The organism is Halorientalis regularis (genome assembly GCF_023698535.1).
Lineage (GTDB): Archaea > Halobacteriota > Halobacteria > Halobacteriales > Haloarculaceae > Halorientalis > Halorientalis regularis.
Window position 1 is genome coordinate 62,479 of record NZ_JALJCL010000014.1, and the last position, 19,384, is coordinate 81,862.

The 19,384-nt window shown below is 61.8% G+C and carries 21 protein-coding genes and 3 tRNA genes; 7 read left to right on the plus strand and 17 right to left on the minus strand.

Annotated elements, in window-relative coordinates; translation table 11 throughout:
* Positions 1–29 precede the first annotated feature (29 nt).
* The gene (locus tag MU521_RS16940) at positions 30–689 is read right to left on the minus strand and encodes a helix-turn-helix domain-containing protein (RefSeq protein WP_092694052.1); all 660 of its coding nucleotides are present in this window, start codon (positions 687–689) and stop codon (positions 30–32) included.
* 295 nt (positions 690–984) lie between these two features.
* Between MU521_RS16940 and MU521_RS16945 the strand changes: the two genes are divergently transcribed.
* Positions 985–1,167, plus strand: a complete 183-nt coding sequence (locus MU521_RS16945; RefSeq protein ID WP_092694050.1) for a hypothetical protein — start codon at positions 985–987, stop codon at positions 1,165–1,167.
* Positions 1,168–1,318: 151 nt separating this feature from the next.
* Here the strand turns inward: MU521_RS16945 and aceA are convergent, their stop codons facing one another.
* The 6 genes from aceA to MU521_RS16975 form a co-directional block, all read right to left on the minus strand.
* Positions 1,319–2,389 (minus strand): isocitrate lyase, encoded by a 1,071-nt coding sequence (aceA, locus tag MU521_RS16950; protein WP_092694048.1) that lies wholly within the window; start codon positions 2,387–2,389, stop codon positions 1,319–1,321.
* A 725-nt stretch (positions 2,390–3,114) separates the two neighbouring features.
* Positions 3,115–4,404, minus strand: coding sequence for an RNA-guided endonuclease InsQ/TnpB family protein (locus MU521_RS16955; protein WP_245681207.1), 1,290 nt, complete (start codon positions 4,402–4,404; stop codon positions 3,115–3,117).
* A 143-nt stretch (positions 4,405–4,547) separates the two neighbouring features.
* Positions 4,548–4,619: transfer RNA gene (locus tag MU521_RS16960), tRNA-Thr, on the minus strand.
* A gap of 131 nt (positions 4,620–4,750) precedes the next feature.
* Positions 4,751–6,061, minus strand: coding sequence for a homing endonuclease associated repeat-containing protein (locus MU521_RS16965; protein WP_139171149.1), 1,311 nt, complete (start codon positions 6,059–6,061; stop codon positions 4,751–4,753).
* 316 nt (positions 6,062–6,377) lie between these two features.
* On the minus strand, positions 6,378–7,631 hold the full coding sequence (locus MU521_RS16970) for an RNA-guided endonuclease InsQ/TnpB family protein (RefSeq protein WP_092694046.1): 1,254 nt from the start codon (positions 7,629–7,631) through the stop codon (positions 6,378–6,380).
* A 196-nt stretch (positions 7,632–7,827) separates the two neighbouring features.
* A complete protein-coding gene (locus MU521_RS16975; protein WP_092694044.1) occupies positions 7,828–8,577 on the minus strand; it encodes a DUF7114 family protein in 750 nt (249 codons plus the stop codon).
* Positions 8,578–8,638: 61 nt separating this feature from the next.
* On the opposite strand from MU521_RS16975, the gene MU521_RS16980 reads away from it, so the two are divergent.
* Together MU521_RS16980 and MU521_RS16985 are read left to right on the plus strand one after the other, a co-directional pair.
* Positions 8,639–9,319, plus strand: a complete 681-nt coding sequence (locus MU521_RS16980) for an enoyl-CoA hydratase/isomerase family protein (protein ID WP_092694042.1) — start codon at positions 8,639–8,641, stop codon at positions 9,317–9,319.
* Positions 9,320–9,399: 80 nt separating this feature from the next.
* Complete coding sequence (locus MU521_RS16985; protein ID WP_092694040.1) at positions 9,400–10,038, plus strand: hypothetical protein; 639 nt, start codon at positions 9,400–9,402, stop codon at positions 10,036–10,038.
* On the opposite strand, the gene MU521_RS16990 is transcribed toward MU521_RS16985, so the two are convergent.
* The 3 genes from MU521_RS16990 to MU521_RS17000 form a co-directional block, all read right to left on the minus strand.
* Positions 10,035–10,889 carry an NAD+ synthase gene (locus MU521_RS16990; protein ID WP_092694038.1) on the minus strand — a complete coding sequence of 285 codons (855 nt, stop codon included), beginning with the start codon at positions 10,887–10,889 and terminating at the stop codon, positions 10,035–10,037. The two genes, MU521_RS16985 and MU521_RS16990, sit on opposite strands and share 4 nt — an antisense overlap.
* 230 nt (positions 10,890–11,119) lie before the next feature.
* Complete coding sequence (locus MU521_RS16995; RefSeq protein ID WP_092694036.1) at positions 11,120–11,431, minus strand: hypothetical protein; 312 nt, start codon at positions 11,429–11,431, stop codon at positions 11,120–11,122.
* Positions 11,432–11,541: 110 nt separating this feature from the next.
* Positions 11,542–11,718 carry a hypothetical protein gene (locus MU521_RS17000; protein WP_175452910.1) on the minus strand — a complete coding sequence of 59 codons (177 nt, stop codon included), beginning with the start codon at positions 11,716–11,718 and terminating at the stop codon, positions 11,542–11,544.
* A gap of 294 nt (positions 11,719–12,012) precedes the next feature.
* Here MU521_RS17000 and MU521_RS17005 point away from each other — a divergent pair.
* Positions 12,013–12,083, plus strand: a tRNA-Gly gene (locus tag MU521_RS17005).
* Between the two features lie 124 nt (positions 12,084–12,207).
* On the opposite strand, the gene MU521_RS17010 is transcribed toward MU521_RS17005, so the two are convergent.
* Positions 12,208–13,368, minus strand: coding sequence for a DUF8743 domain-containing protein (locus MU521_RS17010; protein WP_217630179.1), 1,161 nt, complete (start codon positions 13,366–13,368; stop codon positions 12,208–12,210).
* A gap of 65 nt (positions 13,369–13,433) precedes the next feature.
* The gene (locus tag MU521_RS21695) at positions 13,434–13,670 is read right to left on the minus strand and encodes a TRAM domain-containing protein (RefSeq protein WP_342670346.1); all 237 of its coding nucleotides are present in this window, start codon (positions 13,668–13,670) and stop codon (positions 13,434–13,436) included.
* Here MU521_RS21695 and MU521_RS17020 point away from each other — a divergent pair.
* Positions 13,663–13,726 (plus strand) — tRNA-Gly (locus MU521_RS17020). The two genes, MU521_RS21695 and MU521_RS17020, sit on opposite strands and share 8 nt — an antisense overlap.
* Positions 13,727–13,916: 190 nt before the next feature.
* Here the strand turns inward: MU521_RS17020 and MU521_RS17025 are convergent.
* A complete protein-coding gene (locus MU521_RS17025) occupies positions 13,917–14,219 on the minus strand; it encodes a hypothetical protein (protein WP_092694034.1) in 303 nt (100 codons plus the stop codon).
* 196 nt (positions 14,220–14,415) lie between these two features.
* On the opposite strand from MU521_RS17025, the gene MU521_RS17030 reads away from it, so the two are divergent.
* Complete coding sequence (locus MU521_RS17030; RefSeq protein ID WP_092694032.1) at positions 14,416–15,519, plus strand: sensor histidine kinase; 1,104 nt, start codon at positions 14,416–14,418, stop codon at positions 15,517–15,519.
* Here the strand turns inward: MU521_RS17030 and MU521_RS17035 are convergent, their stop codons facing one another.
* From MU521_RS17035 to MU521_RS17050, 4 genes are all read right to left on the minus strand, one after another.
* Complete coding sequence (locus tag MU521_RS17035) at positions 15,520–15,939, minus strand: DUF8057 family protein (RefSeq protein ID WP_092694030.1); 420 nt, start codon at positions 15,937–15,939, stop codon at positions 15,520–15,522.
* Positions 15,936–16,622: an RAD55 family ATPase gene (locus tag MU521_RS17040; protein WP_092694028.1), complete on the minus strand. Its 687-nt coding sequence runs from the start codon at positions 16,620–16,622 to the stop codon at positions 15,936–15,938. The genes MU521_RS17035 and MU521_RS17040 overlap by 4 nt, the downstream gene beginning before the upstream one ends.
* Before the next feature lie 93 nt (positions 16,623–16,715).
* On the minus strand, positions 16,716–17,444 hold the full coding sequence (locus tag MU521_RS17045) for an Nmad3 family putative nucleotide modification protein (RefSeq protein WP_092694026.1): 729 nt from the start codon (positions 17,442–17,444) through the stop codon (positions 16,716–16,718).
* Positions 17,445–17,480: 36 nt separating this feature from the next.
* On the minus strand, positions 17,481–17,756 hold the full coding sequence (locus MU521_RS17050; RefSeq protein ID WP_092658290.1) for a DUF7577 domain-containing protein: 276 nt from the start codon (positions 17,754–17,756) through the stop codon (positions 17,481–17,483).
* A 320-nt stretch (positions 17,757–18,076) separates the two neighbouring features.
* Between MU521_RS17050 and MU521_RS17055 the strand changes: the two genes are divergently transcribed.
* Positions 18,077–19,333, plus strand: coding sequence for an RNA-guided endonuclease InsQ/TnpB family protein (locus tag MU521_RS17055; RefSeq protein ID WP_092694024.1), 1,257 nt, complete (start codon positions 18,077–18,079; stop codon positions 19,331–19,333).
* Positions 19,334–19,384 lie beyond the last annotated feature (51 nt).

The window sequence follows — 19,384 nt, forward strand, 5'->3', positions numbered from 1 at the left end:
CTACCGTCCGGACGCCGACCGGGACGGGGTCACTCGGAGTCGTCGCTCGTCACCAGCAGCGAGTTGTCGACCAGGTTGACGATGGCCCGGCGGAGCCGTTCGGTGACGGCCTGGTCGGAGATGCCCAGTTTCTCGGCCAGCTCGACGGTCGTACAGGTCCGGGGGATGTCGTAGTAGCCGGACTCGACGGCCAGCACCAGCGCCTCCCGCTGGGTCGGCGTCAGTCCGAACCAGGGACCAGCATCGGGTCGTGTGGGGTTGTACACCCGGATCACCTCGAACGAGATGCCGGCGCCGTTCAGCGACTCCCGGAACTCGGACAGGCAGTCGTGACCGGGGAATCGGAGTTCGAACTGCCAGGCGTCGCTGTGGCCCGTCGCGGCCAGAATGTGGCCATCGTTCTCGACGATAGCGCCGAAGAAGTGGTCGAACTCGACGTCCCAGTCGATGGCGTACAGCGTGCGGTCCTCGAATTCGTCGATCTCGGTGACCGCGTCCACAGCGGGGTGGTCCCGGACGCTGGATTCGAAGGAGGACCGATCGCCGTCGTAAACCCAGAACAGCGGCACCGCTCGCTCGCCAGCGGGCACCATCGTTTCCACCTCGATCCGAACGCCGGGGACGATATCGAGGATGCGACCCAGCTCGAAATCACTCGCGACAACCTCCATCTCCACGATGACACTCATGAGCCGTTCAGTGTCCTGTGGTTCTTGTTCTGGGGTCAAATGTGGCTGCCTTGGTATGCGAGGCTACACGGTCCAGTCATAAGCAATCCCGGGTTTTTTTTAAGATTTTGGACACTGGTTCGGAGACGACGGACGGATTGGGCAGTAATGCATGGTATACCATGTTAATCACGGGGTTGTTAAGTCGGGGCCCCATAGCAGGGAGTACGGCGATTGTACACTGCTACGGACCTCGCGCGGCGCGACTCGGGGCACCGGTTCTGCCGAAGTCACTGCATACCCCCGTGAGGACACCATGGAAGACCCACACCTGAACGTCACCGACGAACCGAGGTTCGAGACGATACTCTCCGAGTTGATACACACGGCACACCAGAACGGCATCGACGTCGAGGGTGGCTGGGACGTCGACGGCGAGGACGGCCACCCCGACTGGGACGTGGTCGTGACCGTCGTCGACCGGGCCGCCGACGACTGAGCGGGCGACGCGTTTTTCGACAGCATCAGACGGACGGAGCAGCCGCTATCCGGTTCGCGTCGAAAGAAAAGCGGCGATTAGAGACCGCTGTGCTCGCGGGCCAGTGGCCCGCTCGCACGTCCGGGGCTTCTCGCTGCGCTCGAAGCTCCCGTCAGTCGTCCTGGTCGGAGCTGATGACCGCGTCTTCCTCTTCGTCGCTGAAGCCGGCGGACTCTTCCTGGCGCTTGGCGGCTTCGGGGTCGAACTTGGCCTCGATGTTCTGGAAGCGCGGGACGAACGAGAGTTCGTGGTGGCTCTCGGTCTCGTGGCCCAGGTAGCGGTCTTCGAGGTCCCACTGCGCTTCTTCGTCGTTCTCGGCGATGTTCTTCATGTCCTCGTAGACCGCGTGTGCGCCCGAGTGCAGGGCGTACAGCGTGATGAACTGGTACTTGTAGCCGAGGTCGCCCAGTTCCTGGAACGTGAGCGGGTCCTCTTCCTCGGACCAGGCGAAGGAGCTGGAGTAGTTGAACGCCAGCTTCAGGTCGGGGTGGGTCTCGTGGATGGTCTCGGCGTACTCGACGGCGTCCTCGCGGGACGGGTCGGGCATCTCGGGCCAGACCAGGTCGACGCCGGCGTCGGCGTACATCCGACCACGCTCGAGGTGTTCCTCCCAGTCACCGTTGGCCGAGCCGTAGGCGTCGGTCCGGGCGATGATGACGGTGTCCTCGTCCTGCTTCGCGTCGACGGCGGCCTCGAAGCGGGCCTTGGCGTCTTCGCGGGAGACGATCTTCTTGCCGGCGATGTGACCACAGCGCTTCGGGGTCGTCTGGTCCTCGATGTGGACCGCAGCGACGCCGACCTTCTCGTACTCTCGGACCGCACGGCGGACGTTGTGGATGCCACCGTAGCCGGTGTCACAGTCCGCGATGACGGGCAGTTCCGTGGCCTCGACGATGCGCTTTGCGTTCTCGACCATCTCGCGCATGTCGACCATCTCGAGGTCCGGGAAGCCGAACTGGCCCAGGACCGTCGAGTACCCCGACATGTACGCGGCGTCCAGACCGGCCATCTCGGCCAGTCGGGCGTCGAGCGCGTGGTAGAGACCGGGCGCGAAGACGTAGTCCTGGTTGTTCAGCTGCTCGCGCAGTTCGCGTGCCTTCTTGTTGTCGACGTCGCGAAGGAACGGTTCTGTCGTCTCGACACTGCTTGCAACGGGGTCTTCCCCATCTGAGTCGTGTGCCATGGTTATTGCGTCTAGGTCCTCCAGTAGAATCGGTTTATCTCTGTCGAAACGGTCCGCGAACGGTGGGACCTACGTGCCGCCCGAAGACCGTGCGGGAGAGCTCCAGTTCCGGTCGGCATCCGTGTTCGACCCAGCCGGTCGACCCCACTCCGGGGGCCAGCAGCGGCGCGAACCGCCCACTGTGCCCACGTGCCGACAGCGGCTGACGACTGGAATCTGCGACGGATCGTACACGGTAGCATGGAACTCCGCCCGCGTTGCCGCGGTGTCTGTTCGTACGCATCCGTCACGAGCATACATCAGCGGAAAAATGTTATGGTCTATAATGTTAAAACTCTTTAATCGGCCTCCCGGACCTAGAGCGAGCTAACGAATATAAGGGATTGTGGTTCTCTAGCACGGGATTTGGCGGTTATCAGATCTCGGTCGAGCCGGCGCACACAGCCGTCGCTCGGGGGTATGGCGTCGAAGTAGAAAGGGTGGGGGATCGGTGGGGGGTGGGGTGGGGTGGCACCGTGTTGGTGCCTACTCATCGATAATCGTGGATGGGTAAAGTATCTTGTGGCCGATTATCAGCAATAAAACTCAAGCGTGATGAACGTCGGCGTCGGTCCGGAAGAACGGGCAGTAGATGTGACTCTCCGGTCCGTTTCGGCCTCGTGACTCTGCACCCGTCGCTGTCGCTCCGTGGTCGTCGAGTCGCGAGAAGCGCCTAGGCCGGAATATCAACTGCGTCGGTGTGACCAGCAGCCGGCATCCGATGGTGTCGGTGGCGTGGTACCACACCGGCGCTTGTCCGTGAACTCGGCCTCGAACCCATCGGGGTAAGCGGTAAATCCGCTGTTCGGAGTCACCGTTCCGGACTTCAGGGCGAGTTGACCGTCGCCCGTCCGCCGTGACGACTGTTGGCCCCGGCGGACGTACCGCAATCCGATATTTTTCGCTGCGTTGTAATCCGCGTTCGCTTCCGTCTCACAGGCCCGACACTCGAACCGGTCACGAGTGGGACGGTTCGCATCGGTGACGAACCCACACTCGCCACACCGTTTCGACGTGTCGGCAGGGTCAACCTGTTCGACCGCGATGCCGTGCCGTTCAGCCTTGTACTCGACGAACTGGTAGAGTTTTCTGTAAGCCCACCTGTGCCCCCACGCATCGTCCGTTCGTTTCCGGATGTGTGTGAGGTCCTCGAAGACGATGCGATCGCACTCGTATCGGACAGCTTCGGTGACGATTCCCTTGGAGACACGATGCATCTCGTCGCGAACGGTTCGCAGTTGGCGGCCGCTCGCCTGTTCGAGCGTTCGGTGGGCGCTTCGGGTTCCGGTCCGTTGCAGCCCAGCACGTGTCTTCTCGAATTCGCTGAGAGTGTGATGTAGCTCTCGTCCCGAAAAGAACCGCGCAGTGCTTGTGACAGCGATGTTTTCGACACCGAGGTCGACCCCGAGAACCGTTCCGTCCTCGGCGGTGTTCGGTTGGTTGTTCGATTTCGGGCGTCGAAAACCGAGATGGAGGAAGTAGTCGTCCCCGTCAGCAGTGAGCGTGCTTTCGGTCACTTCCCAGCGTTCCGAATCAAGGAACCGCCACTGAAATCCGTCGTCGTCTTCCGGAAGGACGAGCGGACAGCGAATCCGGTTTTCGGTCGTACTGAGAGACACCGTCTCGTCGTCGAACAGCGTCAGCGTTCGAGAATCGTACGTCACTGTCGGCGCAGTGAACCGTGGCGTGCTGGCTTTCTCCCCCCTCGATCTGCGCTCGATACAGCCAGTTATCGCCTCTGCGGCTTGGTGTGTGGCGAGAATCGCATGTTGGCTCCCGAGATCGGTCTGCTCACGCAGGGGATCGTAGGCGAGTGACTGGACATCCGACTTCGCCTGACAGCGGTTCCACGCGAGGTCGGTCGCGATCTGACATCCACGCTTCCACTCGGATATCGTCTCTTCGAGTAGCGCGCGCTGCTCGTCGGAAACGTCGAGACGAGTGATCGCGGTCCGATACACGCAGTCGTCCGCCACGGGTCCGTTGCCGTCCGGCGGTTATGTTAATGTGACGATGAGACAACAGTTCGAGCGTTCTGCTCTCACACCTCGACTGTAGTACCACCGGTCGGAATTCTAGAGGTTACAGCCAGTGCGGGTCGGCGACGAAAATTCGAGAGAGCCTGAGGCGGGAATTGAACCCGCGGTCTCGTCCTTACCAAGGACGCGCTTTACCGCTAAGCTACCCAGGCGCTCGATGGGTTTCTACACCCGTTTTTCCTCTTCCGCACCCGATTCTACTACAGAGGCGTATAAGAATGTGATGAAAGCCACCGCGTGTGCCGTACCGTGACGCGCCATCAAACAAATCAGGGTGGGGCATTTATGGGTGGACTTCAGGAAGAGCAGCATCAACCAGTTCAGTCTGTTTTTCGACGGGAAGAGGTTCCAATTGAGAATGGCATTTTTTACAGACAGTTACTAAATTCGTTAGATCATTTGCTTTGTCTAAGATACGTTCGACGGCCTTTCGGTCAGATTCGGATAGAGATTCTTCCGAACGAATGTCATCTTTTAGCTTGTCCGGCAGTATTTCAAAAAAGGACATAATTTTGTGAAGATGGTGAACCTCTAAATCACGATCATAGATATCGGTATGCTCCTCCGAAGTCAAGCCACAACTACGGCACTTGTAATTATCGCGCTCACGGGCTTGTTCAGCGATATTACGCCAATTTGAACCATACGGAAATTCCAAATAAGACCCATCATCGTACGCATACAGATCAGCAAGTTCTTTCATATCATTCCACGACTCAAACGAGTTTTTCATCACCCACGGTACTGGGTCTGTAGGACGCCGATGCCTCCTATATTCTCGTATTCTTGGACTCCGGCCAATTTTTTCAGCCACATATTGGAGTGCCTCGATGCATTCCTCTTCAGTATATTGGGACGGTTGAGGTAACAGCCCAGCGCTATCTAACGCCTGATTCCACGAGCCAAAGAGTCGCATTATCGTATCTACGGACGGGTCTGTTGGCTGTTTTAATTTGAGATACACCCTTTTTGATAACTGTCCGTCATGCTGTTCACTGACACGGGATATAGAATTGATTACTTCTGATTTAGTCCATCCATGCTTCTCCACAACCTCAAGACCCGCGGCCTCCTTCGCGGCATTCCAAGATGAGAATTGATGCTTTATGTTAGCCGCAGAGATTTCACCCTCAGAAATTGTGTTGTCATATTCTCTTTGACTGGGGCTCTTCCCAAGCTGATTCGCAACTTTACGGAGCGCACGAACACACTCCTCCTTTGAGGGCCCATCAGGGCCCGAAGAACAGGGGGATAATCCAGCGGCTTCCTTTGCTGTATTCCATGAATCAAATAATCCCTTGTAGGCACCCACGTTCGGTTCATCTTTGCGCGAAACCTGCTTATATTCCTCTAAAGTAGGGCTTCTGCCCAAGCGATCTGCGACTCGTTGTAGTGCATCAATGTATTCGTCTCGTGAGGGACTAACCTCTCCTCCAGTCGGTCTTCGGTCAATATCGTGTTTCTTCATCCAACGTAGAATAGTGTCTCCAGAAACCCCAACAATATCTCCGATCTCTTTGAGATTTAATTCCTCTTCCCAATATTTCTCTCGGAGCCAATCTGCATTTCTGTATTTTTTCGAGTTCTCAGTCATCCCAGCTACTATCCATTGTTGGTCACCTTATCCAAAAAATGTATTCTCTATATCTCTATCTGAACACATTATAGAAAAAGAAACTAAGGATCTCTGTTAGCGAGTTTCGCTTACCAGATTTGCTCCACCGCTGATGACCGAGTTTCGGAGTCTGAGTGGAGGTACTTCATCGTCGTCGTCACGCTCTTGTGGCGAAGTTGCTCCTTCGCGTGGTGTGGCCCGACATGATTCGCCCAATGAGTCGCCACGCCGTGCCGAATTGAGTACCACGTCCCGGCCGTCCGCTGTGCCCGGTTCTACTGGGCTGCTGTTTGAGCTACCCACCACTAAGGTCGTGGGATTCAGCGTGGACTCCTGTTCTAACCTCTGGCGAGGCAGGGGAATAGTCTCCGTTCACGTTCAGCGTCCCGCTGTTCAAGCGCACGCCCAAGGGTGCGCCTCCATCGCCCCCGGTTTGGTTGCGACGGAGATACCGTAAGCCGATGTTTTTTGCAGCGTTGTAATCCGCGTGGTTCTGATAGCCGCAGTTCAGACACTCGAAGTCCTCACCATCGCGGTTATCAAGATGCGTGAACCCACAGTGCGAACACCGCCGCGACGTGTTCTCTGGATCAACCTGCTCAACCTCAATCCCGTGTTCTTCGGCCTTGTACTCTACGTATTCGTAGAGACGGTCGAACGCCCACTGGTGACCCCACGACGCACCAGTTCGCTCGCGGATGTTAGTCAAACCCTCGAACACAATCACCGAACATCCATTTTCGCAGGCTTCTGCGACGATCTCGTTGCTAATGCGGTGCAGTATCACTTTGAACCGCCCTTCCTCTTTTTGCCCCACGGACTGGATATTCTCGTGTGCCCATCGGGTCCCGCACTGCTGGAGGGATTCACGACGGTTCTCGTATTCTCTGCGCCAGTGATCGAATTCCCCGCCTGTCCAGAACGTGCCCGTCGAGGTGACGGCGAGGGTGTTCACGCCGAGGTCAACCCCGAGAACCGTTCCGTTCTCAGTGGTTGTCTGTGACGATGTGTCAGACTCCACTTCATTCTTGCAACGGATGTGAAGTATCCAGTCACCGTTACGATAGTGCAGTTCCGCACCCGTGGTTTCGTACGCGTCTGAAAACAGGTACTCTGAGTGCGGTGTGTCGCTGTCCTCGTCGGGAAGCACGTACTCGGCTTCGATTCGTCCGTCGGTGGTAGCGAGGCTCACATAATCGTCATGAAACGTCGCGGTGCGCTTGTCATAGACGACGTGCGGACTGGTGAACTGGGGTTTAGACGCGCTCTTGTCCTGCTTCCAGCGTGCGACCACGCTCTTGCAGGCTTCGGCGGCCTTGTTTCTCGCTGCTTGTACCAGTCCACCGTTGAAGCCGTCAGTCTGCTCGCGTACGTCGTCGTAGGTTTCATCGTCCAACGTCGTCTTGCTGGTGGTAACGTACCCGCCCTGAAACGCGTAGTCAACGACGTACTGTGCCGACCAGAGGAACGCATCGACGGTGTCTTCGAGGAGTGCAGCGTCGTCACTGGCCACGTCGAGTGCAACGGGCACGGTACGCCGCACTTCCACGTCTTATACGTAAAACGGGTGTTACATAAACAATGGGGAGTCGGACTACCATCGTAGCAGAGCTTGGTTCCCAGCTGCCACCTTCATATCACGTCTAAACAAATGGGATTTTGCTACAATATAAAATAAACCACGTCGCCGTGGCGAACCGTGACGCACCACCCACAGCGAGTCCAGAATCGTCGATTCTCGGGCGTCAGTGGTCCGCGGAGGTCCGCGCACCGCTGGCGGGCGACGGGTCGGTCCCGACCAGTCCGCCGAGTCGGTCGCGGACCTCGGCGGTGAGGACGGCCTCGGCCTGTGGGAGGTCGCCCTCGACGGTCGCGAGGTCGGTGACGAACTCCCGGCAGCCGACGGGGGCGCTCCCGCCCGCGGCGGTGGTGCCGGCGACGACGGCCAGCTCGAACACGTCGGCTTCGAGGTTGCCGTCGAGCGTGGGGTCGTCGGTCTCCCGGCGGACGGTCTGGTCCTGGCCGAACGAGCGCACGACCGTGACGGCAGCCTCGGCCGCCTCGGTCCGTGCGAGGAGGTAGAAGCCGCGTGCGACGAGGATGTCCGCGACCAGTACGTCGAGATCCGCCGCGGCGGCCGCCCGTTCCTTCCCGTCGCCGTCGCCGGATCGGGCCGCCGCGACCGCCGAGGTCGACCAGTCGTCGAGTCCGCCGCGGCCGGCCCACGGTTCGGCGTGGGCCAGCGAGCGGGTGAGGCGGAGCCCTTCGTAGATGAGCTGGACGCCGGCGGCGCGGTCGTCGATGCCGTCGGTGCCGACCTCCTCGGCCCCAGCAGAGGCCCCCTCGGCGACGGCCGCCGCACTGCACAGCGTCAGTGCGCCCGGCGCCATCGATCCACCCTCGATGCGCTGCTCGATGCGCTCGAAGAGACGATCCGGATCGACATCGTCGACGGCCTCCAGCGCCGCTCGCCGAACCACAGCGGCTTCGTCCATTACGCTGAACTAGCGGGGGGAAAGGCAAAGACCTTTGGAAACGACCGACCACGGACCCCGCATGATAACGACCGAACGGGCCGACGACGTGCTGGTCGTCACGCTCGACCGGCCCGACCGACGCAACGCCCTCACCCCGTCGGGGCTGGACGCACTGGAAGCGGCCGTCACCGACGCCGACACCCCCGTCGTCTACCTGCAAGGGGCCGGCGACGCCTTCTGTGCCGGGGCCGACCTGAACGTGGTCGCCGACCTCGACGACCCCCAGGAGTTCGCCGCCCACGGCCAGGTGGTCGCTCGCGCCATCGAGGACGGCGAGCCCGTCGTCGTCGCAGGGATCGACGGGCCCGCCCGTGGCGGTGGCGTCGAACTCGCACTCGCGTGTGACCTCCGGGTCGGCACCCCGGACGCGAGTTTCGCCGAGACCGGCGTGGAACTCGGCCTGTTCGGTGCCTGGGGTGGTACCGCACGCCTCCCCCGCGTGGTCGGCGAGGGCGAGGCCATGGACATCGCGCTCTCGGGACGGGTCGTCGACGCCGAGGCGGCGCTCCGGATGGGACTGCTCTCCCGGATCACTGCCGATCCACGGGCGGTGGCGGACGAGATCGCGGCCAACGACCACGGCGCGCTCGCCGTCCTCAAGCGCCGACTGCGCGACGGCGCTGGCACGACCGAGCAGGAGCGTCGGGAAGCGGACGCGTTCGCGGACCTGCACGCCGCGGCCGACTTCGACCGGACGTAGCGCCGCGGGGACGAGACTGCCGGATCGAAAAGGTTGAATCGTGGAGTCTCCAAGTGTGGGGGTACGACACGGGGAATCTCATGCCGGAATGTAACTACTGCGACGCGTCGTTCGAGCAAGAGGGGGCGTATCTCGAACACCTGCACACCGAACACGACGAATCGGAACTGAGCCGCATCGACCGTCGCCGGGTCGCCGACCACGTCGGCGACGACGAGGAGGGGGAGTTCCCGACGGGGCCGGCCATCATCGGTGGGACGCTTCTGCTGACGGTAGGTATCCTCGTCTACGTCGTGTTCTTCCTGAACATCGGCGGCGGGAGTGGCCCCGCGGCCGCCAGCGGGAGCGTCGGCGACGTGGAACAGACGCCGTACGGCCTCCAGACCGTTCACCAGCACGGAACCATCGACGTGATCATCGACGGGAACACGCTCGACTTCAGCCAGCAGCAGTACCAGCTGCAGGCCGACGCGTTCCACTTCGAGAGCGGCAACGGCGTGCGCTGGCACAAACACGCCCAGGGCGTGACGCTGGAGTACGCCATGTCGACGCTGAGCATCGGCGTCACCGACTCGTCGGTCACCTTCCAGGGGACGACCTACAACGAGAGCGACCCGGACACGAACGTCACGGTCGCCGTCGACGGGAACGACGTCGACCCGTCGTCGTACGTCCTGCAGGACGACGACCGTATTCGGATCGTCGCCAACAGTTCCTAAGACAGCGGCTCCGGCCCCGGCGGCGTCCGTCGCTTGTGCGCGCTGCGCTCGTAGAGCCCGCGAACTCGGTCGATGACCGACGGATCGACCCCGATCTCGCGGGCGGTCGCGGACTTCGACAGCGGCCCGTCGACGTGGAGCGCGAGCACCGAGTCGAGCGTCTCGTACGTCAGCCCGAGTTCCCGTTCGTCGGTCTGGCCCGACCACATCTCGGCGCTGGCGGTCTTTTCCGCCAGATCGTCGTCGACGCCGAGGTGTTTGGCCAGCTGGCGTACCTGCCCCTTGTAGAGGTTGGCGATGGGATGGCAATCGACCGCGCCGTCGCCGTACTTGGTGAAGTAGCCGACCAGTGCCTCGCTGCGGTTGCCCGTCCCCAGCACCAGCGCGTCCTCCTGGTTCGCGTAGAAGTAGTTCAGGATCGCGCGCGCCCGGACCCGGAGGTTTCCGACGGCCGTCCGGACGGGGTCGGACTCCACGTCGGTTTCGGGGTCGATCCCCGGCACCACGTCCAGAATCGTGTCGACGATGGGTTCGACCGGCACCACGTCGTACTCGATCCCGAGCGTCTCCGCGACGCGTTCGGCGTCGCTCATGTTCCGTTCGCGGTTGACCTCGCTAGGCATCACCAGCCCGTGGACGCTGTCGGTCCCCAGCGCCTCGACGGCCAGGTACGCCGTCAGCGTGCTGTCGATCCCACCCGAAAGCCCGATGATGGCGTCTTCGACCCCCGCCGCGTCCACCTGGTCGCTGATGAACGACGTGATGTGATTCCGACGGGCGTCCAGTTCCGCCGTCGACAGGGAGAGATCGAGCGGCTGATCGGCACGTGCAATCGCGTCCGTTTCTGCCATGCCCGTTCGTTCGACCCCGATGAACTAATACGTCCCGACGCCCCCCGATTTCCGGACAGGCGTTCGGTTCGAGCGGGCGGAAAAGAACAAATCTCGTCCGACACGAAGTCCGGCGTGGTCCCGGAGGAAAACTGAGGCCACCGGAAGCCGGGGGCAGGTCGATGGGCCACGGCGTGACGGGCAGTTTCGAGCTCTATCGCGTGTTGGCCGCGGTCCCGGGAGCGGGCCAGTCAGCGACGCACGGGGCTGACGAGGTCGCTGGTCGCCGCGCACTCTCTCATCTCGGCCCACGTCTCGAAGTCGGTGGTCGTGGCCACGAACGCGTCGCGTTCGTCCGCGGAGAGCCGCTGGACACTCCCGACGGTGTCCCGCTCGCAGGGACAGGCGCGGCAGAACGCCTCGAGCGACTCGAAGTCCGTGTGTTCCCGGACGAACGACCGGCAGAAGAGTGCCTCGGTATTCGGTTTGGGTGTGACGGCTCGTGCGACGGTGGTCGCCAGGCGGGCAGGGGCGTACGTCCCGACCCGATGGTCGAGCGCCATACACCATCCCTCCCTCCGGAGACGTGTAAAACCAGTGCCACACGACGAAGTCGGGGATGTCGGATAGCCCGTCCCGGCCCGAACGCGTCACGAGTCGTGATCCGTGCACCTCACTCGGGCGTCGGCGTCTCGGTCTCGGCGACGGTCACATCGACGGCCGCGTTCGGGACCGCGTGGACGATCCGGACCTGTGCCGTCCCGTCGTCGGTCTCGTTCGCCGGTGTCTCGTCCTGTGCGACGCCCGCTGTCGCCCCGGCGACCAGCAGGGTCCCGAGGAGTACGGCCACCGGAACGACACCGGAGGTGCGGCGCGGATAGTTCGTTGGTATGCACCGATGCGAGGACCGACGACGGCTTGGTCATGCGCGGGATAGCAACGGTCTGCAACTGTTGTCCGGCGGTCGGTCTGGTGATCGGCGGATTTGGCTCGGCTTAGGGCGCGTGCAACGGTCGCTGGGTGCGTCGAGTGAAACGCTACGTTCAAGTGCCGGGATGCGGTACGCTGGAACGTGAGCGCGCCGGTGTACCATCGAGCGAAGCGAGATGGTGCTCGGGGCACGAGCGAACGAAGTGAGCGAAGTGCGCCGATGGTCCAGTGGTAGGACTCGAGCTTCCCAAGCTCGCGGCCCGGGTTCAATTCCCGGTCGGCGCATTTCCTGCGGCGAACAATTCGTGAGCCGCAGGTATCGGAGAGGGAATTGAAGTAGAGAAGACGCAGCGCAACCGACGGGAGCGACCGTCTTCGCGTGGTTCAATTCCCGGTCGGCGCATGACAATTAGAACAGATCGTCAGTCGTCTCTGCTGACCGAAGCGCCCCGAGAGTAGTATATCGAAGGCCTTGCGGGTACTTCGTCTCGTAGGGAACGGGGTCTTCCAACTCGTACAGACTGTCCGGTTCAAACCGAATCACCATCTTGTCCTCTGCGATTTTCGCGCCGTCGGCGTACTCTTCGATGGGGCGAGATAATTCGGCTTCTTCAGGTGGAACTACATCCTTGACCGTAGCGAAGTATTTGACCTGTCGCACGTCGCCAGTCACGTACATTGCTACGTACTCAAACTCGCTCCCGACACGAACGAACCCCCACGCATTGTTCTCCTTCAGGAAGGGCAGACCGGATTCTTTCGTCGGGAACACTGCGACCTTCGCGTCCCCGTTGCCATCCACCTCGGCGCGTCTAATCTGACCGGCGATGTGATTGTCCGATGGTTCGATACCACCACCGCTACCACCACCTATCGGGCCGTCTGTGCCACCATCATCAGTGTCTATTTCGGATTCAATATCCGAGACGAGGCGGTCAATCATCTCCTTCGCCTGTGTTTCCGCAAGCGACGAGATAGCGTCTGAAACCTCGTCAGCTAGCGTGTTCGAGAGTTCGACTGCCAAGTCGTCCTTATCCGCTTCGAGGGTTCGGCGGGCTTCACGGAGTTCGTTGATACGTCCGAGTATTTTCCCTGACTCCCCTGACTCGATAGCGTCTTTTTCGTAGGCCTTCAGGACAGCAAGGCGGTTTGGAAGGTCTTCCAGGGCTACGTCACCGACCTTCTGAACGTCTACGTTCGAGGCGTCCACACGGCGCTGAAAGAAGCGGTACTGCTTGCCGTTCGTGAGGATTCCGTAGGTGACATTCTTGTTTGTCATGTACGACGACAATTGGTCTTCGTGGTCGTCGGTCAGGGCTGTGTCTGCCCCCTTGGCCTCGAGGAAAGCGACCGGTGTGCCATCGAGAATCAGCGCGTAATCTACCTTGTAGGTCTGCCCGAACGCTTCGACAGAGTATTCAAGCTGAGTGTTTTGCGGAATCTGCCAATCGAGAAGATCTAAAAAGTCACGTAGCACGGCGGCCTTCGTGTTAGCCTCGTCCATCTGTGGAGAAGAGTCGAGAACGGCGTCAGATTGTTCGACATACTCCCAAACAGTGTCCCTATCCATGTTGTTCTGTCACGTCACAGCGGCGGCTTATCAAACCCTGCGAACGAATTTCGGTGGCAAAGGAATCAGTCGTAGTAATTCACACGCTCGACAACTTCCGCGAAGGCGGCGTTCTGATATACATCGGTAATCTCGACGGTGACGTGCTCGCCCTGTTCGGTGTCGGGCATATACGTTTTGCGTGAGAAGCGGGCGACTGTTGGACGGATTTTGGGTGTAGACGCCTGAAAGCGCCGGTGCCGAGTCGAGCGGAGCGAGACGAGGGCTGATAGACGAGCGCCAGCGAGTCTATCAGAAGTCAGTGGTAGGACTCGAGCTTCCCAAGCTCGCGGCCCGGGTTCAATTCCCGGTCGGCGCATTTCCTGCGGCGAACAATTCGTGAGCCGCAGGTATCGGAGAGGGAATTCAACTACGCAAATCCGAGCGGTAGCGAGGATTTGCCATCGGGTTCAATTTCCGACCGACGATGTCGGTCGGCGTTCACCTCCCGGTACTCGGTGAACTGCCGGCCGGCGCATACCTGTGGCGAACAACTCGCCAGCCCTGGCTCACTCCTCCCGGCCGAACCGGGAGAACAGGCCGACGCCGATGGCGATGCCCGCGGCGATGCCGGCACCGGCGACGGGACCGGTGGCCGACGGGATCTCCATCCCGGCACTCGCGTCGACCGGTTCGGTCGCGCCGGGATCGTCGGCGGCCGGGGCCGGCGTGGCGGGTGCCGGCGTCGTCGCGTTGTCGGCGGCGGCCGCGCCGGAGACGAACAGGGTCCCCAGCACAGCGAGCGCGAGCGCCAGTCGCGCCGCTCGGTCGATCACACTGTACACGGTTCCGTCGTCGCGTGTCTGTCCCATCCGTTGACCCCCTGGAAGCGTTCGCTGCGTTGTCGTCCCCACGACGCCCACTCGATGCTTCCGTTGATACCACCAACGTCAGCATCCATATAAAAGGTTGGTCCTCACATCCGAGGGATCGGGGGTGGTCGGCCGTCCCGCATCTGCCACTCCGATACACATAAGGCGGCGAGTCGAACAGGGAAAACCAGGGGACATGGCCTGGACCGATGTCGACGAGTGGGTCATCGACACGTTCTTCGAGTGGATCGTTCCAGTCGTGAGTCTCGTCTTGCTCGCGTTGTTCGTCGGGTTGGTCCGGATGCACGTCGACGAACCGTTCTTTCGGGCGCTCGATCTCGTGCTGCCGGCACTGTTCGTGACGCTGATCGTCTGGCAGGGGCTGAAGCTCCACGAGCAGAACCTGACGACGGAGGGCCGACGGACGGTCGCGGTCTGGTACGCGCTGGGGATCTACACGATGGTGGGGCTGGCCGGGTGGTCGGTCCTGCTGGGGCTGCTGGGCCAGGACGTGCCGATGAGCGTCGAGTCGACGACGGAGATCGTCGCCGGCGGCTTCTTCGGGCTCCTGGTGGGGACCGCACAGGTCCGGGCCAAACAGAACGCGGAGGCGGCGACGCAGGCCCAGATGGAACAGGAGTTCGTCGAGCGCCAGCAGGAGACCAACGAACTGTTGAACCGCATCCTGCGTCACCACCTGCTGAACGGACTGACGGTCATCCGGGGGCAGGCACAGCTGCTGGAAGCCCGCGTCGACGGCGAGGGAGTCGATCACGCCGAGACGGTGATCGACCGCGCCGACGAGATGACGGCGACCATCGAGGAGATCAGAGACATTACGCGGACGCTCACCGAGGAGCCGACCCTGTTGCCGGTCGATCTCGGGGCCGTCCTGTCCGAGGAACTGTCCGCGGCCCGGGAGACGTTTCCCGAGGGGACCTTCGAGGTGGTCGGCTCGATTCCGGCCGACTGCACAGTCCGGGCCAACGACCTGCTCGGACGGGCCATCGCGAACGTCCTGGCGAACGCGGTCGAACACAACGACAGCGAGGACCCGCAGGTGGAAGTGTCGGTCGCGAAACGGGAGGACGAGGTCGTTCTCTCGGTGGCCGACAACGGCCCTGGCATTCCCGACGAGGTGCGGGCGGACGTGTTCGAGCCAAGCGAGCGGGGACTCGACAGCGACGGCGAGGGACTCGGGCTCTTCCTGACGGCGTCGGTCCTCGAACAGTACGGCGGGCGCGCCTGGATCGGCGACAGGGGGAAGGGGGCCGTCGTGAATCTCGAACTGCCACGGTAGCTACTCCAGGAACTCGGGGAACTCGGTCTGCTCGGGGTCCCGATCCGGTTGCTCGGTCATCTCGGGGAGATCGGAGACGGCGGAGGGGAGGTCGGTCGCACGACTGGTCGTGTCGTCGTCCTCGGCGGGCTCGTCGTCGTCCAGTTCCGCGCTGATGACGGCCGCCCAGATGTCTTCGAGGTCGGTCGCGTTGTCGACGGCCCGTTTCCGTTTGGTGCCTTTCTGTTTCCCCTCCTTGTAGGCGAGTTCGACGATGCTGGCGTCGTAGTTTGTCCCCATCGCCTGGTGGACGGCCTCGTACTCCTCCTCGTTGCGCTGGCCCAGCGAGGCGGCGACGCCGAGCGCGAAGGCACGCTCCATGGCCTCGTCGCGGTCGAGGTGGTCCCAGTCGGTGTCGAAGCGATTCTCGTAGAGGTTCATCGCTGTACTTTCTCGTTGGGATGGACTCGCAACCCGCTGTCCGAGAAGTCGATCTTGTGGATGTCACAGTCGATGGCCGTCCCGCGCATCTTGATCGTCTGGACGCCGCGTGTCATCCCGCCGGCTTCCATGTAGTTGTGGAAGAAAACCACTCCGTGGGCGAGGTAGTGCTCGTCCGAGTAGGAGGTCGGATCGGTCATCTCCGAGATGAGCAGGATCGTCGCGTCGGTCTGTTTCAGCGAGGAGAGAAAGCCCGTGATCTCCTCGGACATATCGGCGAAGAAGTGCTGGAGGAGCATCGTCGAGTCGATGACCGCGCGGTCGATATCGTTGGACTCGATGAAGGCCTTCAGCCGGTTTGTCAGGCCGCCGTCGGTGCCGAACTGGGTGATGGTCCGCTTGCCGGCCTCGGTCACGAGATTGAGAAACTGCACTCGATCCGAGCGCATCACCTTCTCGAAGCCGAAATCGAAGTTCGACATGTCGTGGACGAGTTCGTCTTTCGACTCGTGCATCGTGACGTACAGGCAGTTCTCGCCGTTGCGGGCCCCCTCGGTGATGAACATCGAAGAGAAGGTCGTCTTGCCGCTCCCCGGCGGGCCACTGACCACGTACAGCCGGTTCGCCGGGAGGCCGCCCTCGACGATCTCGTCGAAACCCGGGACACCGCTCGAAACGCGCATACCCGGAACAGATCCATCTCGGAATATATGTGTTCCTGCTGTGTTCTCACGATTGAGAACGGTACGGGGTCACGGCCCGGGTCGTTGGCCGTTTCACCGGCCCGACAACCGCGCGGCGTCGGCGGGATCGAGGGTCAGGACCCGGTCGGTCGCGTCGGGTTCGAACCGGAGCGGGCGACGCCACCACGGCCCCTTCCCGGAATCGGCCGAGAGGGCGGTCACGACGGCGTTGGCCTGGCTTCCGGTCGACGAATCGCTCAGTGGGACGGCGGTGTCGTACAGCCCCGACGCGTCGGGATCACCGTGGACCAGCACGCGCGCGTCGAACGGGTCGCGTTTGACGTGGGCGTTGTTGGCGAAGGCGGCTCGGGCCTCGGCATCGGCGGGCAATTCGCGGTACTGTTCGCCCGTCAGGGGGTCCCGGGCCAGTCGGAACTGGCCGATCAGGAACGCGCCCCACTCGGGCGGGGCCCAGTCGGGCCGGTCCCCGTCGGTGGCGAGTGTCGCGTAGAACAGCAGGTAGTCGCCGGCCGCGAGGTCGAGGATGGGGGCAGCTTTCACGCCGTTGGGATCGCCGTAGGTGTAGCGGTCACAGCCAGGATACGCCGCGAACTCCGGGTCGAGGTGGACCGGGTGAGACCGGTAGTCCTCGGGCACGTCGGTGGTTAGGTCGAGGTCGGCGTAGGTCGGGACGGTCGCGTCGGTATGGGTGGGTTCTGCCTCGGGGATGGGGACGTACTCGAAACTGCCGTCCGAAAAGAGCGGGCCGCGGACGCCGGGCTCGTTGGTGTTGGCGGCGACGTTGATCGCGACGCTACGCATACCTGCCAGTCGGCGCAGTGGGGCAAAACCTCGTCGCTACCGGAGCGGTGAGACGCAGTGTTTGCAGTACCGATACGTCGCTTCGTGTTCGTTGAACGTGCCGCAGTGTTGGCACACCGTGCCATCGTCGTCACGGGTCCGGCGACTCGTCTGGTCCCGCTCCAGTCCGTCGGTCGCGGCCGAGTACTGCTCGCCCGAGCCCGTCGAGGCTCCCTCGACCGACGGGTCGCTGTCCCGGAAATACCGGTACACCAGCAACTGGAGCAGACTGAACCCGACGATGTACGCCACGATCCAGGTCCAGACCTCCATGCCGTGTGATAGGGTGTCACGGTACTTGGCTTTTCCGTCGGTTGCAGGGGCCGAGGGGGAGCCGGTCGGGACGGGACAGTACGGGCGGGACCGTGTTCAGCAGTTTCGAGGCAGAGCCCCCGGCCTCAAGGAGCGAGAGCTTCTGACTGGTCGGAAGCGCGAAGCGAGTAGGCCGGGGAGGACAACGCGGAACGGAGTTCCGCGGGCCGTGCGAGCGGGCAAAGCCCGCGCGCAGAAGCCGACACTCCCCGACACACATGACGGGACTGTCGCTGTCCGACTCCCGATCTATTGAGAACCGTCGGAACGGCACCTGAAATATGGAGGTCAGACGTACCGCGCCGGTCAAACTCGTTGTTCCCGACGAGTACCGCGACGACCTCCACGAAACTGCCGAGCAATTCCTCTACTGTGCGAACGAGGCAAGTGACTACTGCTGGGACAACACCGACTACGAAGACTGTATCACCTCGAATGTGACAGCCAGAGACGCGCTCTACGACCGACTCCGCGAAGAAACCGACCTGACAGCGAACCTCGTTCAAGAAGCCATTCGGCGTGCTATCCACGCCGTCGATAGTGGTGTTGACCGCTGGAAGAAGGGCAAGCGGACGAACAAACCGGAGTTCACCTCGTGGAGTGTGGTCTACGACAAGCGGAGTGCGACGTTCTACCGGAACGAGATCTCGCTTTCGACGGTGAACGGACGCATCGAGTGTGACTTTGAGTTGCCGGCAGATAGTCCAACACCATACGAGGAGTACGTGCTTTCGGACGACTACGAGTTTCGGACGAGTACACTCCAATACGACCAAGCGACCGACGGGTTTTACTTCCACATCAAAACGCGGAAGGTAGATACAGACGGTGAGGCTGTTGAAATCGGGAGTTCGGACGATACCGGGCACCAGACAGTCCTCGGGATCGACCTTGGTGTGAACAGCCTTGCCGTTTCGTCAACGGGCACGTTCTGGAGTGGCGACGAGTACGACCACTGGATTCACGAGTTCGAGAAGCGCCGGGCAGAGATGCAACAGCGTGGCACACAAGCCGCTCATAACGCCTTGCTTCGACTTGGAAAGCGAGAGCGAGCATGGCGCAAACAGTACATCCACACAGTCGCCAACGAGGTCGTTGAGGAGGCGGTTGTCCACGACTGCGACGTGATCGTGTTCGCGGATTTGACCGACATCCGAGGGCGGCTGCCCCACGCTGACTGGCATCACATCTGGGCATTTCGCCGTCTTGTCGAGTACGTCGAATACAAAGCGCCAGAACGGAGTATGGCTGTTGAGCAGGTCGAACCCGCCCACACCAGTCAGCGGTGTTCTCGTACTGACTGTGGGTTTACTCACGAAGACAACCGCGACGGCGAGCAGTTCCAGTGCCTCAACTGCGGGTGCGAAATCAACGCGGACTACGACGGCGCGAAAAACGTCGGCCTGCGGTATCTGCGGAAGCGACAACACAGACTGCGTTCCTCGCCCACGCCGGGGAGCGCAGACGCACCAGTAGACGTGCGTGTAAATGGTGGGATGCTGAACGGCGACGGCTATCGGCCAACCGCCGAGAGCTGATCGCCGGGAGTCCACATCAAAGCCACCGAAAGGCGAAGCCTTTCGAGGCCT

Coding starts and splice junctions, on each gene's coding strand:
- MU521_RS17025 (WP_092694034.1), bottom strand. CDS start 14,219: ATGGGACAGACACGCGACGACGGAACCGTGTACAGTGTGATCGACCGA.
- MU521_RS16980 (WP_092694042.1), top strand. CDS start 8,639: ATGATAACGACCGAACGGGCCGACGACGTGCTGGTCGTCACGCTCGAC.
- MU521_RS16990 (WP_092694038.1), bottom strand. CDS start 10,889: ATGGCAGAAACGGACGCGATTGCACGTGCCGATCAGCCGCTCGATCTC.
- MU521_RS17010 (WP_217630179.1), bottom strand. CDS start 13,368: ATGGATAGGGACACTGTTTGGGAGTATGTCGAACAATCTGACGCCGTT.
- aceA (WP_092694048.1), bottom strand. CDS start 2,389: ATGGCACACGACTCAGATGGGGAAGACCCCGTTGCAAGCAGTGTCGAG.
- MU521_RS16975 (WP_092694044.1), bottom strand. CDS start 8,577: ATGGACGAAGCCGCTGTGGTTCGGCGAGCGGCGCTGGAGGCCGTCGAC.
- MU521_RS16965 (WP_139171149.1), bottom strand. CDS start 6,061: ATGACTGAGAACTCGAAAAAATACAGAAATGCAGATTGGCTCCGAGAG.
- MU521_RS17040 (WP_092694028.1), bottom strand. CDS start 16,622: ATGCGCGTTTCGAGCGGTGTCCCGGGTTTCGACGAGATCGTCGAGGGC.
- MU521_RS17045 (WP_092694026.1), bottom strand. CDS start 17,444: ATGCGTAGCGTCGCGATCAACGTCGCCGCCAACACCAACGAGCCCGGC.
- MU521_RS16985 (WP_092694040.1), top strand. CDS start 9,400: ATGCCGGAATGTAACTACTGCGACGCGTCGTTCGAGCAAGAGGGGGCG.
- MU521_RS17055 (WP_092694024.1), top strand. CDS start 18,077: ATGGAGGTCAGACGTACCGCGCCGGTCAAACTCGTTGTTCCCGACGAG.
- MU521_RS16945 (WP_092694050.1), top strand. CDS start 985: ATGGAAGACCCACACCTGAACGTCACCGACGAACCGAGGTTCGAGACG.
- MU521_RS17035 (WP_092694030.1), bottom strand. CDS start 15,939: ATGAACCTCTACGAGAATCGCTTCGACACCGACTGGGACCACCTCGAC.
- MU521_RS17030 (WP_092694032.1), top strand. CDS start 14,416: ATGGCCTGGACCGATGTCGACGAGTGGGTCATCGACACGTTCTTCGAG.
- MU521_RS17050 (WP_092658290.1), bottom strand. CDS start 17,756: ATGGAGGTCTGGACCTGGATCGTGGCGTACATCGTCGGGTTCAGTCTG.
- MU521_RS16995 (WP_092694036.1), bottom strand. CDS start 11,431: ATGGCGCTCGACCATCGGGTCGGGACGTACGCCCCTGCCCGCCTGGCG.
- MU521_RS16940 (WP_092694052.1), bottom strand. CDS start 689: ATGAGTGTCATCGTGGAGATGGAGGTTGTCGCGAGTGATTTCGAGCTG.